The sequence below is a fragment of the Amycolatopsis sp. NPDC049159 genome, from assembly GCF_040648295.1.
Lineage (GTDB): Bacteria > Actinomycetota > Actinomycetes > Mycobacteriales > Pseudonocardiaceae > Amycolatopsis > Amycolatopsis pretoriensis_A.
Genome location: NZ_JBEZDL010000007.1, coordinates 227974 through 241271, shown reverse-complemented (window position 1 = coordinate 241271; position 13298 = coordinate 227974). Strand labels below are relative to the sequence as shown.

The 13298-nt window shown below is 70.5% G+C and carries 16 protein-coding genes; 5 read left to right on the top strand and 11 right to left on the bottom strand.

Annotated elements, in window-relative coordinates:
- Position 1: 1 nt before the first annotated feature.
- The 6 genes from AB0B33_RS15875 to AB0B33_RS15850 form a co-directional block, all read right to left on the bottom strand.
- The gene (locus AB0B33_RS15875) at positions 2-805 is read right to left on the bottom strand and encodes an ABC transporter permease (RefSeq protein ID WP_247021718.1); all 804 of its coding nucleotides are present in this window, start codon (positions 803-805) and stop codon (positions 2-4) included.
- Positions 802-1779, bottom strand: a complete 978-nt coding sequence (locus AB0B33_RS15870) for an ATP-binding cassette domain-containing protein (protein WP_247021720.1) — start codon at positions 1777-1779, stop codon at positions 802-804. Before AB0B33_RS15870 ends, AB0B33_RS15875 begins: the two co-directional genes overlap by 4 nt.
- A gap of 78 nt (positions 1780-1857) precedes the next feature.
- The gene (locus AB0B33_RS15865) at positions 1858-2367 is read right to left on the bottom strand and encodes an OsmC family protein (RefSeq protein ID WP_360771784.1); all 510 of its coding nucleotides are present in this window, start codon (positions 2365-2367) and stop codon (positions 1858-1860) included.
- 76 nt (positions 2368-2443) lie between these two features.
- Positions 2444-4663, bottom strand: coding sequence for a M4 family metallopeptidase (locus AB0B33_RS15860; RefSeq protein WP_360771782.1), 2220 nt, complete (start codon positions 4661-4663; stop codon positions 2444-2446).
- 370 nt (positions 4664-5033) lie between these two features.
- Positions 5034-5549, bottom strand: coding sequence for a peptide-methionine (S)-S-oxide reductase MsrA (gene msrA, locus AB0B33_RS15855; protein WP_360771779.1), 516 nt, complete (start codon positions 5547-5549; stop codon positions 5034-5036).
- Between the two features lie 91 nt (positions 5550-5640).
- Positions 5641-5847, bottom strand: a complete 207-nt coding sequence (locus AB0B33_RS15850; RefSeq protein WP_360771776.1) for a 4-oxalocrotonate tautomerase family protein — start codon at positions 5845-5847, stop codon at positions 5641-5643.
- A 116-nt stretch (positions 5848-5963) separates the two neighbouring features.
- On the opposite strand from AB0B33_RS15850, the gene AB0B33_RS15845 reads away from it, so the two are divergent.
- Both AB0B33_RS15845 and AB0B33_RS15840 read left to right on the top strand, forming a co-directional pair.
- Positions 5964-6644: a TetR/AcrR family transcriptional regulator gene (locus AB0B33_RS15845; protein WP_360771774.1), complete on the top strand. Its 681-nt coding sequence runs from the start codon at positions 5964-5966 to the stop codon at positions 6642-6644.
- A 143-nt stretch (positions 6645-6787) separates the two neighbouring features.
- Complete coding sequence (locus AB0B33_RS15840; protein WP_360771771.1) at positions 6788-7171, top strand: STAS domain-containing protein; 384 nt, start codon at positions 6788-6790, stop codon at positions 7169-7171.
- A 189-nt stretch (positions 7172-7360) separates the two neighbouring features.
- Here AB0B33_RS15840 and AB0B33_RS15835 read toward each other — a convergent pair whose 3' ends face one another.
- Both AB0B33_RS15835 and AB0B33_RS15830 read right to left on the bottom strand, forming a co-directional pair.
- The gene (locus AB0B33_RS15835) at positions 7361-7867 is read right to left on the bottom strand and encodes a LysR family transcriptional regulator (protein WP_360772032.1); all 507 of its coding nucleotides are present in this window, start codon (positions 7865-7867) and stop codon (positions 7361-7363) included.
- A gap of 66 nt (positions 7868-7933) precedes the next feature.
- Positions 7934-8239, bottom strand: a complete 306-nt coding sequence (locus tag AB0B33_RS15830; protein WP_247021737.1) for a hypothetical protein — start codon at positions 8237-8239, stop codon at positions 7934-7936.
- A gap of 124 nt (positions 8240-8363) precedes the next feature.
- On the opposite strand from AB0B33_RS15830, the gene AB0B33_RS15825 reads away from it, so the two are divergent.
- Together AB0B33_RS15825 and AB0B33_RS15820 are read left to right on the top strand one after the other, a co-directional pair.
- Positions 8364-9278, top strand: a complete 915-nt coding sequence (locus AB0B33_RS15825; protein ID WP_247021739.1) for a hypothetical protein — start codon at positions 8364-8366, stop codon at positions 9276-9278.
- A gap of 66 nt (positions 9279-9344) precedes the next feature.
- A complete protein-coding gene (locus tag AB0B33_RS15820; RefSeq protein ID WP_360771765.1) occupies positions 9345-9782 on the top strand; it encodes a L,D-transpeptidase in 438 nt (145 codons plus the stop codon).
- On the opposite strand, the gene AB0B33_RS15815 is transcribed toward AB0B33_RS15820, so the two are convergent.
- Complete coding sequence (locus AB0B33_RS15815) at positions 9737-10225, bottom strand: hypothetical protein (RefSeq protein WP_360771763.1); 489 nt, start codon at positions 10223-10225, stop codon at positions 9737-9739. The genes AB0B33_RS15820 and AB0B33_RS15815 overlap by 46 nt on opposite strands.
- A gap of 31 nt (positions 10226-10256) precedes the next feature.
- Positions 10257-10679, bottom strand: coding sequence for a hypothetical protein (locus tag AB0B33_RS15810; RefSeq protein ID WP_360771760.1), 423 nt, complete (start codon positions 10677-10679; stop codon positions 10257-10259).
- A gap of 109 nt (positions 10680-10788) precedes the next feature.
- On the opposite strand from AB0B33_RS15810, the gene AB0B33_RS15805 reads away from it, so the two are divergent.
- The gene (locus tag AB0B33_RS15805; RefSeq protein WP_360771757.1) at positions 10789-12150 is read left to right on the top strand and encodes an NAD-dependent succinate-semialdehyde dehydrogenase; all 1362 of its coding nucleotides are present in this window, start codon (positions 10789-10791) and stop codon (positions 12148-12150) included.
- Positions 12151-12153: 3 nt separating this feature from the next.
- On the opposite strand, the gene AB0B33_RS15800 is transcribed toward AB0B33_RS15805, so the two are convergent.
- Positions 12154-13260 carry an FAD-dependent monooxygenase gene (locus AB0B33_RS15800; RefSeq protein ID WP_360771755.1) on the bottom strand — a complete coding sequence of 369 codons (1107 nt, stop codon included), beginning with the start codon at positions 13258-13260 and terminating at the stop codon, positions 12154-12156.
- Between the last annotated feature and the right edge of the window lie 38 nt (positions 13261-13298).

The window sequence follows — 13298 nt, the reverse complement described above, 5'->3', positions numbered from 1 at the left end:
CCTACTTGCTCGCCACCCGGCGGTACCGGGCCGTGGCCAGTGGGGCGAAGACCGCGATGATCGCCACGCAGCACACGATCGAATACAACGCCGCGTGCTCGGCCGGCCAGCCCGTCGGTGCCGGGCCGAACCGGTTGCCGAACAGGTCCCTCGTCGCGTTGATCACCGCCGTGAACGGGTTCCAGTCCGCGATCGCCTTCAGGAAGCCGGGGAGGGTCTGCGTCGGGACGAACGCCGAGGAGATGAAGCTCAGCGGGAACATCCAGATCAGGCCGGCGCTCTGCGCGACCTCGACGCTGCGGGCCGCGAGGCCGATCAGCGCGCCGACCCACGACAGGGCCCAGGCGAACATCAGCATCACCAGGTAGCCGAGCAGCGCGTCCCAGAAGCTGCCGCGGATGCGCCAGCCGACGATCAGCCCGCACAGCGACATCACGACCAGCGCCACCACGCTGACCACCAGGTCCGACGTCGTGCGGCCGAGGATCACCGCGATGCGGGACATCGGCAGCGAGCGGAACCGGTCGATGATGCCCTTCTGCAGGTCGTTGGCGAAGCCGATGACGGTGAACGCCGAGTTGAACGCCACCGTCTGGGCGAAGATCCCCGCGATGAGGAACTCGCGGTACGCCGCGCCGCCCGCCTCGCCGCCGATGGCGTTGCCGAAGACGTAGGCGAACAGCAGGACGAACATGATCGGCTGCAGGGTCGCGGCCATCAGCCAGTCCGGGTTGCGGCGGACGTTCACCAGGTTGCGCCAGGTGATGATGCCGCCGTCGGAGATGCCCTTCGCGAGCGCGTTCACTTCGCGGCCTCCTCGGTGGGCTCGGCGCCGTGGCCGGTCAGGGACAGGAAGACGTCGTCGAGCGTCGGCCGGTGCAGGGCGACGTCCTGGACGGCGATGCCCTGCGCGTCGAGCCGCCGCAGGGCCTCGATGAGGGCCTTGGGCCCGGTGTCGACGAAGATCTCCGCGCGCCGCGTGTGGTCGTCGCCCGTCGGGTCGCCGGTGCCCACCTCACGCAGCACCTCGAGGGTGGCGGGCAGGTCGGCCGGGGAGGCGACGACCAGTTCGAGCCGCTCGCCGCCGATCTGGGCCTTGAGCTCGTCGGCCGTGCCGCGCGCGATCACCCGGCCGTGGTCGATCACCACGATCGAGTCGGCCAGCTGGTCGGCTTCTTCGAGGTACTGGGTGGTCAGCAGCACGGTCGTGCCGTCGGCGACCAGTTCCTTGATGACGCCCCAGGTGTCGAGGCGCCCGCCCGGGTCGAGGCCGGTGGTCGGCTCGTCGAGGACGACGACGGTCGGCTCCGCGACCAGCGCGCCGGCCAGGTCGAGCCGCCGCCGCATGCCGCCGGAGTAGCCCTTCGCCGGCCGGTCGGCGGCCTCTTCCAGCGCGAACCGCGCGAGCAGCTCACGGGCGCGCGACCGGGCCGCCGCCTTCCGCCTGCCGTAGAGCCGCCCGACCATGTAGAGGTTCTCGAAACCGGTGAGGTTCTCGTCGACGGCCGCGTACTGCCCGGACAGCCCGATCCGCCGCCGGACTTCGTCGGGCTGGGCCAGGACGTCGTACCCGGCCACGTGCGCCTCGCCGGAGTCCGGTCGCAGCAACGTGGTCAGGATGCGGACGGTGGTGGTCTTCCCGGCCCCGTTCGGGCCGAGCAGGCCGAGCACGCGCCCGGCCGGGATGTCGAGATCGACGCCGTCGAGCGCGCGCGTCGAACCGTAGGTCTTCACCAGCCCGCGTACCTGGACGGCGATGTCCGGTTCCGGCTGTGGCATGTCGGCTCCTCTTCCGGTGACACCGACAAGCTAAGCCACGCTGTCCGCTTTGTCCTCCGGGTTTCTCCCGGAGAAGAATCAATTCGCGGAAAGCGCCACGGCGAACTCCGGCGGCGTCCGCAACGATTGGAACACCACGCAGTAGCGCTCGGTCAGCTTTTTGAGCGTGGCGAGCTCGGTTTCGGAAGCGTCGGTGTCCAGGTCGAAGGACAGCCGGATCGCGCGGAAGCCCACCGGCGCGTCCTTCGCGACGGCCAGCGTGCCGCGGAAGTCGAGGTCGCCCTCGGCGCGCACGCGCCCGCCGCGAACCTCGAGGCCCAGCGACGTCGCCACCGCGCGCAGCGTCACCCCCGCGCACGCGACGAGCGCTTCGAGCAGCATGTCGCCCGAACAGGCGAGGGTGCCGTCGCCGCCGGTCGCCGGGTGCAGGCCCGCCTCGACGACCGCGCGGCCGGTCTCGACCTTGCAGGAGATGCCGAGGCCGTCCAGTTCGGCGTCGGCGTGCAGGGTGACGACGGCGCTCTCCGGGCTTTCGCGGTACTTGTCCTTCAGCGGGGCCTGGGTCGCGCGCAGTTCTTCGGTGTCCATGGGGCGATTCTGCCCCGGAAAACGGAGAAGCGGGGAGACCGGGACGACCCGGTCTCCCCGCTTCAACGGTTCAGCTTCAGCTCAGGGTCACGGCCACGTCGTCGATGACGAACGAGGTCTGCAGCGAGCTGTCTTCGGTGCCGGTGAACTTCAGCGCGAGGGTGCCGCCGGCGGCCGACGAAACGTCGACCGTCTTGAGCACGTACCCGGACGCCTTGTTCAGGTTGGAGTAGCTGCCCAGCGTCGTGCTGCCGTTGGCGACGGTCAGCTTGTCGTAGGCGGTGGTGGTGGTCGTCTCCGCGGAGTCGATGTGCAGGTAGAACGTCAGGCTGGCGTGGCAGCCTGCCGGAATGCTCACCGACTGCGCGAGCGAGTCGGTGTGCGTCGTGCCGTACCCGTTGAGCCACGCGTTGTAGGTGCCGCCGTGCGTCGGCTGGTCGGAACCGTTCTGCCCGATCACGCCGCTGCTGGCGGTCCAGCTCGCGCTACCCGACTCGAACCCGCCGTTGGCCAGCTTCTGGCCGGAGCAGCCGCCGGTGGTGCCGACGGTCCACGTGAACGACGCCGTGCCGGTCTTGTTGGCCGCGTCCTTCGCCGTCACGGTGACGTTCGAGGTGCCCGCGGTGGTCGCGGTGCCCGAGATCGTGCCGGTGGAGGCGTTGATCGCCAGGCCGGCCGGGAGACCGGTGGCCGACCAGGTGTACGGCGAGGTGCCACCGCTGGCCGACAGCGGCAGGTTCACCGAACCGCCGGTCGTGGTGGACTGGTTGCCCGGGTTGGAAACCGTGACGGTGCCGGTCGCCGAGCACGTCGGGTCGCCCGACTGCGCCGGGACGGAGATGGCGTCCCACGCCGCCTTGACGGTGTTGAACTCGGTGCAGCTGCCCGGGAAGAGGTTCTTCGCCGCGGTCAGCGTCCAGGTGCGGTACTTCAGGTACGAGCTGCTGCTGGTCTTGAGCAGCATCGCGTTGTAGAAGATCTTCACCGCGGTCTGCACACCGAGACCGGTGACCGTGGAGCTGTTGCACGTCGAGCTGGTCGGCTGCCCGTTGGTCGGGTTGGTGCCTTCGGCCAGCAGGTAGAACCAGTGGTTGCCGGGGCCGGCGGCCGCGTGCACCTCACCGTTGGGGACGGAGCTGTCGTAGCAGTTCTTGTCGCCCAGCGCCGACGGGTTGTACATGTTGCGGATCGGGCCGGAGCCGACCAGGTTGACCTGCTCGCCGACGAGGAAGTCCGGCACGTCGTAGGGCGAGGGCTCGTTCGCGAACCACTCGGTGGAGGCGCCGAAGACGTCCGCGACGAACTCCTGGGTGCCCGCACCGGAGATGCCGCCCGGGGTGTGGTCGTCGATGCCGTGGCCGTGCTCGTGCGCGACGACGTCGATCGAACCGATCCAGCCACCGGCGGTGTTCTTGCCGATCTGGACCTGGGTGCCGTCGTAGTAGGCGTTCTGGTCGTTGAGGCCGACGCGGATCGGCCAGCCGCCGCCGCTGCCGTCGAAGCTGTTGCGGCCCAGCCACTGCGAGAGCATCTTGTTCTCGGTCTGCGCGGCGAACAGCGCGTCGACGCAGCCGGTTTCGCGGTTGCTGGCGGTGCCGTTGCCCCAGAGGTCGTCCGGTCCGCTGAACGTGGTGTTGTTGGCCGCGTCCTGGCAGGACGTGTTGGTGATCGTCGGGTCCTTCAGCGAGTACGTGCTGCCCGAGTGGGTGGTGTCGAGGTGCACCGGGTTCGGGCCGTTCCAGGCGCTGGTGCCGTCACCGTTGAGGACGTGCTCCTGGGTCTTGAGCACCTTGCCCGTGGCGGCGTCGACGATGACGTCGAGGCGGCTCGGGCCGTCGGCGTCGCGGCCGACGACGGTGCTCTTCCACGCCAGCGTCGGCGTGCCGAGCGCGTAGACGACCTGCTGGGCCGGGCTCACGCTGTCCACGGCGGACAGCTGCTGCCGGGCGGTCACCTCGGCCGCGGCCTTGGAGACCTTGGCGGTGGTGGTGGCGAGGTTGATGGTCTGGTCCTGCGCGACGGAGGTGCCCAGCACCTGGCCCGTCGAGTCGGTCGCGACGACGAAGTCGCCGCCGACGACCGGGAGGCCCTTGTAGCTGCGCTCGTAGGGGACGTACTTGAGCCCGTTGGTCGAGGAAATCGCTTTCTGGGCGAGGAAAACGTCGTCCGCGCTGGCGTGCAGCGCGGCCGGCTTGCTGGCGACCAGGCCGGCCGCCGCGTTGACGGCCAGGGTCTGGGCGTCCGCGGTGGCGTTCGGGGTGGCGGGCTGGGCCTGGGCTGCGGTGGTCGTGCACATAGCGGCTATCAGCGCGCCGCTCGCGGCCAAGACGATGGGACGTCTCAGGTGCATCGAAGGATCTCCTCCGGGCAGGGCGAACCGGCCCGGTGCAGGCCGGGCCGAGAACGGGGGACGGGAAAACGTTGCTACTTGGCGGAAATCAGGATCCGGCGCCGAAGGCTCGTGAACAAGCGACTAACGTACGGTCTTATCTACCGGACGCAATACTTCCCAAAAAGGACATTTCGCGCCTTTGAGGGCGAAATTGTTTACCGTCCACACAGGACCGATCGGGGATCACCGCCGTTCGGGTGATCTTTTCCGCGTCCGAACGGCGAAAGGCCCCCACGCCGTGATCGGCGTGGGGGCCTTTCGGTGCTGCTGACGGTCAGGCGGTCTTCTCGCGCTTCGGGAGCTTCCAGCCCGGGCGCACGAAGTGGCAGGTGTACCCGTTCGGAATGCGCTGCAGGTAGTCCTGGTGCTCGGGCTCGGCCTCCCAGAAGTCGCCGGCCGGGCTGACTTCGGTGACGACCTTGCCGGGCCACAGCCCCGACGCCTCAACGTCGGCGATGGTGTCCGCGGCGACCCGCTTCTGCTCGTCGTTCTCGAAGAAGATCGCCGAGCGGTAGCTCACGCCGATGTCGTTGCCCTGGCGGTTCTTCGTCGTCGGGTCGTGCACCTGGAAGAAGAACTCGAGCAGGTCGCGGAACGTGGTCCGCGCGGGGTCGTAGACCACCTCGATGGCCTCGGCGTGCGTGCCGTGGTTGCGGTAGGTGGCGTTCGGGACGTCGCCGCCGCTGTAACCGACCCGGGTCGAGATCACCCCGGGCTGACGGCGGAACAGCTCCTGCATGCCCCAGAAGCAGCCGCCGGCCAGGACGGCCCTTTCGGTTGACGTGGTCACGGCGTCACTCCTTTTCCTCGTGTGGTGCTGCCACCTGTACAACTTCGGTGGTCAGCCGATGATTCCACGCGGGGGTTACGGAAGCCTGACGTCAGCCGGCCTGCAGCTTCGCGATGGTGAGCACGTCGCCGCCGATGCCCCAGCCGCCGTCGGCGACCTCCTCGACCAGCACCATCGTGTTCGCGCGGGCCCGGTCGCCGTAGATCTCGGCGTACAGGTCGGTGGTGCGGGTGACGAGCTGCTCCTTCTGCTCGGCGGTCAGGGTGCCGGCGGGGACCTTGAAGTTGGCGAACGGCATGGTGGTGCCTCCGGTATCGTCGGTTACGTGCTTTCGTAAGCAACGCTAACACCGAATTCGGAACGGCGCTACCGAAATATTGATGACAGTGATAGTGCCTGGTAGCGTGGGGTTTCGTGGACCAGAGAACGCGCATCCTGACGGCGGCGGCCGACCTGCTCTCGCGATCGGCGGACGTCTCGACGCGGGCCGTCTGCGAAGCCGCCGGGGTCGGCGCACCGGCGTTGTACCGGCAGTTCGGCGACAAGGACGGGCTGCTCGCCGCCGTCGTCGACCACGGGTTCGAGCAGTACCTCGCCGGCAAGCGCGCGGCGGCACCGTCACCGGACCCGGTGCGCGACCTGCGGGACGGGTGGGACAACCACGTCGCCTTCGCCGTGGGGCACCCGCACCACTACCGCCTGATGTACGCGGGCCTTTCGACGCCGCCCGGCGCGGCCGCCGAGGCCCACGAACTGCTGCTCGCGGTGCTGGAGCGCTGCGCGGCCGCCGGGCGCCTGAAGGTGCCGCCGCCGCTCGCCGCGCAGATGGTGATGGCGGCCAACGCGGGGGTGGCGCTGTCGATGATCACCCGGCCGTCGCTCTACCCGGACCTGGCGTTCTCCGTCCGCGTCCGGGAGAGCGTCCTGGCCGGCATCCTCGCCGAAGAGCGGCCGGAGCCGTCCGCGGACGTGGCCGCCGCGGCGACGACGCTCGGCGCCCTGCTGGGCGACGCGGCCCCGACGGGACTGAGCGCGAGCGAGGCGTCGCTGCTGCGCGAGTGGCTGGTGCGGCTGACTCTCCACAGTGGACATTAGCCCGGACGGTCGTGCCGGGGTTCGGCCGTCCGCCAAGGGAAAACCGATGCGGGAACAGTATCCCGCTTCGGCGCGCTGCGGTCCGGCCGCGGTGGGACCATGGTCCGGGGCCGTCCTCCGACACGGCCCCGAGGAGGCGCGCGATGCGCGACCAAGACGGGATCGCCACCGAACGGACCAGCGGCGTACTGGTCGTCGAAGTGCGAGGCCGGCTCGACATCGACACGGTCACCCAGTGGACGGCGGTGATCGAGGCCACCCTCTGCGAACTGCCGGGACCGCACCGGCTGGTGATCGACCTCGGGCAGCTGGAATTCCTTTCGGCACGCGGGATCCGCGGTCTGCAGCGGGCGTTCGAGCTGTGCCGCGAGCGGGGGATTTCCGGCTGCCTGATCGCGAACCCGGGCAGCGCGGTGGAGAAGGTGATCCGGCTGACGGGCCTGGCGGGACGGGTACCGGTGTTTTCCCACCGGCTGGCGGCGATCGCGGCCTACCAGCCGACGGAGATGCGCTGGCTGCTCGCCTGACGGGATCGGGGTGGCGGCTTCCGCGCCGGCTCGCGCACCCACGGGGCGCGTCGGTGATCGGCACGTAAGCGACGTCCGGCCGCGGGTGGTACCGCCGGATGTGCGCCCCCACCGGCAGCGCGCCCTCCCCGGCGCCGGCCGTCAGCAGCTCCCGCAGGCCCGCCCAGGGCTCGACCGCACCGCAGCACCTCAACGCGCGCGAGGTTCGCGGTCACCACCGACTCGCGTCGCACGAAACGGGTGGGCCGCCGCGACCGTCAAGAAGCGCGGCTCCCGCACCAGCACCGGGCCGGTGACCAGGTCCGGTGCCTCGAGCGACCGCCCGGCCGGCACAACGTCCACCTCACCCTCGCGCAGCAAGGGCAGGACCTGGCGGGCCGCACCTCGCGGAACTCGACCCGGCAGCCCGGCTCCCGCTGCCGGAAGCGCTCGGCCACACCGGCCAGGAGCTGCCCGCCCGCCGCGTCGCCGAACGCGACTCGCAGCGTGCCGCTGACCCCGCGGACTCGATCGCCTGCTCCAGCGCAGTGCCGACCCCTCGCCGGAGGTCGCCGACGAGGCCACCGCGGTCAGCTCCACGCGGCGGCTGGTCCGGGTGAACAGCGGCACGCCGATCCGCCGTTCGAGCTTCCGGATCGGCTGGCTGACCTGCGCGGTCGAGAGGTGCAGCCACTCCGCCGTGCGGCCGAAGTGCAGCTCCTCGGTGCTCCACCGCCTCGGCCAGGGTCAAACCGCTACGACACCGAGCTGGTCCGCTGAGCGCTACTCGCCGCGCATCGACCGGCGGATCGCGGCCAGCCTGTCCTTCGCCGCCTGGTCGCGGTCGGCGATCTGCTTGTCGAGGGTTTCGGCCGTGGTGTCGGTGCCGAGGCCGGCGACCTCGGCGGCCCCGACCGACGTCGTGTACCGGTTCTCGATCTTGTCACGCACGAAGTCGAAGCTGGGCACGCCGCCCAGGCTGTAGTCCGGCTCCGGCAGCGGCGACGAGGGCACCGCGATCGCCGCGGTGGGGGTCTCGTCGACGATCTCGCCGTCCAGGACGTTCGGGTCGTCGTCGGGTTTGGTCATCTGCCCAATCTAGCGTCCGAGTGGGCACTCCCGCCGGTACCGCAGTGGGTAATTCGGCCGTTGGGCGGTGCCACGCGGTGCGGAATTCTCGAACCCGCACAGCCGTGTCCGGAAGGAGCAGACCATGAGTGCCGGGGCCTACCGCGCCGAAACCACGGAAATGGGGACGGTCGCCAAAGCGGTCGAAGAAGTCGGGTCGTCCTTCCATTCGGTGACCCGTGACCTGGAGAGCCTGGTGCTCGACGCGTTGTCGTTCGCCGGGATCGGGAGCGGGGTGGCCGCCGCGAACTCGGCGCTGCACTCCTCGCTGGGGAGCGCGCTGCAGAAGTTCCTGAGCCTGATCACGAACGTCAACCAGAACGTCCAGACGGCCGCGAACGGCTACAACGCGGCCGACTCCGACGTCGCGCAGGCCTACGGCGGCGGCCAGGCCCAAGCCGGCGGCGGGGGAGCGGCGGCCGCGGCGGCGCCGCAGCAGCTGGACCCGCGCGTGGTCGATTCGATCATGCGCTCGGAAGGCGCGACCGGCGAGCAGGGCGGCGTGCCGGAGGCGTACGGCTTCCGGCAGAACATGCACAACGGGTACGACCGGATCATCGCCGCGCGCGAGCAGTACGGCATCGGCAGCGCCGAGGAACGCGCCGTCGTCTCGGACCTGATGACGGCGAACGCGCGCACCGCGGGCGCGCTCAACTTCACCGATCCGGGCACGCAGGCCGCGATCATGTCCGGGGCGCACATGCGCGGCGCCGGCGGGGTGCGCGCGATCCTCAACCACATGGGCGGCGACGACATCGTGCGCAGCTCGCGGACCCTGAGCGACACGACGATCCAGCACGTCCAGGGCCTCACGCCGGAACAGTTCCAGCAGGAGTTCCGCGACGCCCGCGTCGAGTACGACCGCCAGATCTACGGTGACACCACCACCCGCCAGGGCGGGCACACGCAGAACTGGTGGGACCGCTACGGAAACGGCCTGACCCAGCGGTACGACCGCGAGCAGGCCGAATTCCTCGGGCTTTCCCAGCCGCGGAACTGAGTGGTTCGAAGATCGAAAAACGGGGCACCTTACCTCCTGTAGCCGAACGACGACGGGAGGCACGCGATGAACCGGAGGATGATCGCACTACTGGGCGGGGTCGCCGCGATGGCGGGGACCGTGGCGTTCGCGGGAACGGCCGAAGCGGCGTCGACGCCGTGCAGTGCCGAAGCGAAGGCCTGCGTCCAGCGCAGTTCGAACACGGCGTGGCTGACGGACGGCGCCGGGAACGTCACCTACGGCGGCGTCCCGATCACCGTCGGGTTGCCGAAGTACCCGACCCCGCTCGGGAAGTTCCACGTGCAGTACAAGGACATCGACCACTACAGCAAGCAGTACAACGGCCCGATGCCCTATTCGGTGTTCTTCACCACCACCGGGGTCGCTTTCCACCAGGGCAGCCTGAAGGCGAAGTCCCACGGGTGCGTGCACCTTTCGCACGCGGCCGCGGTGACGTTCTACAACTCCTTGCACCCGGGTGACGTCGTCGAGGTCGTGCCCTGATCCGTCCTTTTCGGACGGTCGAGCAGGGCGGCGGCGACGGCGCCGAACACCAGGTGGTCGGCCAGCTGCGGCGCGCGGGGAAGCATCCGCACGGCGGGGTAGGCCCGAGCGGCGAGGCCGAGGTCCAGTGCGGCGATCGCCAGCCCGGCCACCGCGCCGCGGGTGACGCCGCGGCAGCGGGCGACGGCGAGGACGCCGGTCCACCCGGCGGCGATGAACAGGTGTGCGACCAGCCCGGCGGCGACGCCGGGCCGGTCGCGCCTGCCGGGGATCAGCGTGCCCGCGGCGCGGGTGGCGGCGAGGAGGTCGCCACCGGTGGCGAGGGCGTGCACGGTCGACGGTATACCGCTGACCACGGCGGCGACGGCACCTGCTCGCACGACCTGGCGGAGCCGGCGGCGTCGCGCTGCCGTGAACGACTCTTTCACCGCGTCCGACGTCATGAACGACTCTTTCATGTCATCGGGCCGGACGTCAGTGGATCGCCAGGTAAGCAGCCACCCGGATCCGCAGCCCGCGCACGTGGGGGAGCGCGATGGCGAACGCCCGCGCCGGCCGGTACCCCGGCCAGGGATCACCGTGCGTGCACGGCCCGAGGAAGTACACGAAGCCGTCTTCGTCGTCGTAGCGGCCGGCCGACCAGCACTGGAGACTGCCCGGCATCCGCGCTTCCCAGTACGTCCAGTGCTTCATCGCGCGAGCTAGCTGGCGGGCGAACCGGGGCAGCTCGGCTTCCGCCAGCCCGAGGCCGCGGCCGCTCCAGACCCGCGGGGTGCGTTCCGGTGTGCGTGCGGGACAGCCGAACGTGACTTCGCCGCCCGCGTAGTGGCGCGTCCAGCGAGCGCTTTCCGTTGCCAGTGCGTCGAATTCGGGGCCGCCGGTGAGCTCCAGCGTCATGGGAAAACGATAGGCGATCAAGCGCGCGGGAGTACCGCCGCGCGGGTGTCGATCAGTGGTCCGATAGTGTATACAGTATCCAGTAGACGCGTCGGATACGGAGGCCGCCATGTACTCAGTCACCGACCCCGCGACGGGTGAGCGGGTCGAGGAGATCCCGAACGCGACCGACGAGGAGGTCCGAGCCGCCATCGGCCGGGTGCACCGCGGGTACGCGGGCTGGCGGGCGCGGCCCGTCGCCGAGCGGGCCGCGATCGTGCGCCGGGCCGCCGGGCTGTTCGCCGAACGCGCCGACGAGCTCGCCGCGATCATGACCCTCGAAATGGGGAAGCGGATCAACGAAGGCCGCGGCGAGGTCGGCGTCGTCGTCGACATCTTCCGCTACTACGGCGAGCGCGGCCCGGAGCTGCTGGCCGACGAGCCGCTGCCGATCCGCGGCGGCGAGGCCGTGCTGACGAAGGAGCCGATCGGGCCACTGCTCGGCGTCATGCCGTGGAACTTCCCGTGCTACCAGGTCGCCCGGTTCGTCGCGCCGAACCTGGTGCTGGGCAACACGATCCTGCTCAAGCACGCGTCGATCTGCCCGCGCTCGGCGGTCGCCATCGAGCGCGTGCTGCGCGACGCCGGCGTGCCCGAAGACGCGTACGTGAACGTCTTCGCGTCGAGCCGTCAGGTCCCGTGGATGCTCGCCGACCCGCGCATCCAGGGCGTGTCGCTGACCGGCAGCGAGCAGGCCGGCATCTCCGTCGCGGCGGAGGCCGGGCGGAACCTCAAGAAGAGCGTCCTCGAGCTCGGCGGCTCGGACCCGCTGATCGTGCTGGACACCGACGACCTGGACGAGACGGTCAAGGTCACCGCGACCGCCCGGATGCGCAACTGCGGCCAGTCGTGCAACGCTCCGAAGCGCATCATCGTGCTGGGCGAGCTCTACGAGGAGTTCGCCGACCGGTTCGCCGAGCGCGTCGCGGCGTACTACGTGCCGGGCGACCCGGCGGACCCGGCGACGACACTCCCGCCCCTGGCCTCACCGGCCGCCGCGGACGAGGTGGCCGCCCAGGTCGAACGCGCCATCACCGAGGGCGCAACCCTGTGCGCGGGCGGCCACCGCATCCCAGGCCCGGGCGCGTACCTGGAGGCGACGGTCCTCACCGACGTAACCCCGCAAATGGCGGCGTACCACGAGGAAATCTTCGGCCCGGTAGCCCTGCTCTTCCGCGCCGAGACGGAGGAGGAAGCGATCGCACTGGCCAACGACACCCCGTTCGGACTGGGCGCGAGCGTCTTCAGCACGGACCGCAACCGCGCGGCCCGCATCGCCCGCGCGATCGACGCGGGAATGGTCTACATCAACAAGTCCGGCGGCTCGGAGGCGGACCTCCCGTTCGGCGGCATCAAACGCTCGGGCATCGGCCGGGAGCTGGGGCCGTTGGGGATCGAGGAGTTCATGAACAAGAAACCGATCCGCCTCTGAAACTCAGCTCGGCTGGAAGAACTCCAGCAACCGGCGGCTCGCGTCCGGGGACATCAGCAGTTCCTGCATCCGCGCCGACATCAGGGCCGCCTTGCCCGTGCGCTCGTACATCTCCCGCTCGTACTCCTCGATCGCCGACGGGATGTCCGGCTGTTCGGCCAGTGCGAGGCCCAGCACCGCGCCGTCCAGCAGTGCCATGTTCGCGCCCTCGCCCACCGGGGGCATCAGGTGGGCCGCGTCGCCGATCAGTGTCACGTCCGGGCGTGGCGGCCAGGTCAGGCCCGGGGGGAGGGTGGTGATCGTGCGGGGGAGCACCGTGTCGTCGCAGGCCTCGATCAGCGCTGTGATGCCCGGGGCCCAGCCGGGGAGGAGTTCGATCAGGCGGGCGCGGGCGGCGGCCGGGTCGTCGAGCGGGATTCCGCTCGTGGCCAGCCAGTCCTCGCCCGTGTTGTAGAAGCTGAGGCCGATGCGGACGCGGCCGTCGCCGTTGCGCTGGGCCGCCAGGGAAATGCCCTTGCCGAACACCCAGTAGTTGCCGCGGCCGACCATGGCCGCCAGGTCCGGGTGGGTGCGGTCGATGTCGGGGATGCCGAGCTCGACGGTGTTCTGGCCGATGTGCACCGGGCGGGCGTCGGTGAGCAGGGCTCGGACGCGGGACTGGGCGCCGTCCGCGCCGACCAGCAGGTCGTACTCCGCGCTGCTCCCGTCGGCGAAGTGCACGACGCCGTCGGCGGCGGACGCGTACGCGTGCCCCCAGCGGACCGTGCCGGCGGGGAGGGAGTCCAGCAGCAGGTCGCGCAGGTCGGCGCGGTCGACCTCGGGACGCAGGAGCGGTGCGTCGTCCGGCGTGTCCTCCTGGAGCAGCAGCGTGCCGTCCGGCTCGAGCAGGCGCATGTCCTGGCCCTCGCCGCGGGCGATCGCGAAGAACTCGTCGATCAGGCCGGCCTCGCGCAGCGCCCGCTGCCCGGAATGGATGTCCAGCATCCCGCCCTGGCCGCGGGCTTCGCGCGACGGCTCCCGCTCGTAGACGACGGCCTCGACGCCGTTCACGTGCAGCACCCGGGCCAGGGCCAGGCCGCCCAGGCCCGCTCCGACGATGGCGATGGTCATGGCTTCCTCCGATGCACCGTATCGATCGATACACTGTA

Coding starts and splice junctions, on each gene's coding strand:
- AB0B33_RS15825 (WP_247021739.1), top strand. CDS start 8,364: ATGAGTGCCGGGGCCTACCGCGCCGAAACCACGGAAATGGGGACGGTC.
- AB0B33_RS15865 (WP_360771784.1), bottom strand. CDS start 2,367: ATGGACACCGAAGAACTGCGCGCGACCCAGGCCCCGCTGAAGGACAAG.
- AB0B33_RS15815 (WP_360771763.1), bottom strand. CDS start 10,225: ATGACGTCGGACGCGGTGAAAGAGTCGTTCACGGCAGCGCGACGCCGC.
- AB0B33_RS15805 (WP_360771757.1), top strand. CDS start 10,789: ATGTACTCAGTCACCGACCCCGCGACGGGTGAGCGGGTCGAGGAGATC.
- AB0B33_RS15810 (WP_360771760.1), bottom strand. CDS start 10,679: ATGACGCTGGAGCTCACCGGCGGCCCCGAATTCGACGCACTGGCAACG.
- AB0B33_RS15850 (WP_360771776.1), bottom strand. CDS start 5,847: ATGCCGTTCGCCAACTTCAAGGTCCCCGCCGGCACCCTGACCGCCGAG.
- AB0B33_RS15820 (WP_360771765.1), top strand. CDS start 9,345: ATGAACCGGAGGATGATCGCACTACTGGGCGGGGTCGCCGCGATGGCG.
- AB0B33_RS15870 (WP_247021720.1), bottom strand. CDS start 1,779: ATGCCACAGCCGGAACCGGACATCGCCGTCCAGGTACGCGGGCTGGTG.
- AB0B33_RS15860 (WP_360771782.1), bottom strand. CDS start 4,663: ATGTGCACGACCACCGCAGCCCAGGCCCAGCCCGCCACCCCGAACGCC.
- AB0B33_RS15800 (WP_360771755.1), bottom strand. CDS start 13,260: ATGACCATCGCCATCGTCGGAGCGGGCCTGGGCGGCCTGGCCCTGGCC.
- AB0B33_RS15830 (WP_247021737.1), bottom strand. CDS start 8,239: ATGACCAAACCCGACGACGACCCGAACGTCCTGGACGGCGAGATCGTC.
- AB0B33_RS15840 (WP_360771771.1), top strand. CDS start 6,788: ATGCGCGACCAAGACGGGATCGCCACCGAACGGACCAGCGGCGTACTG.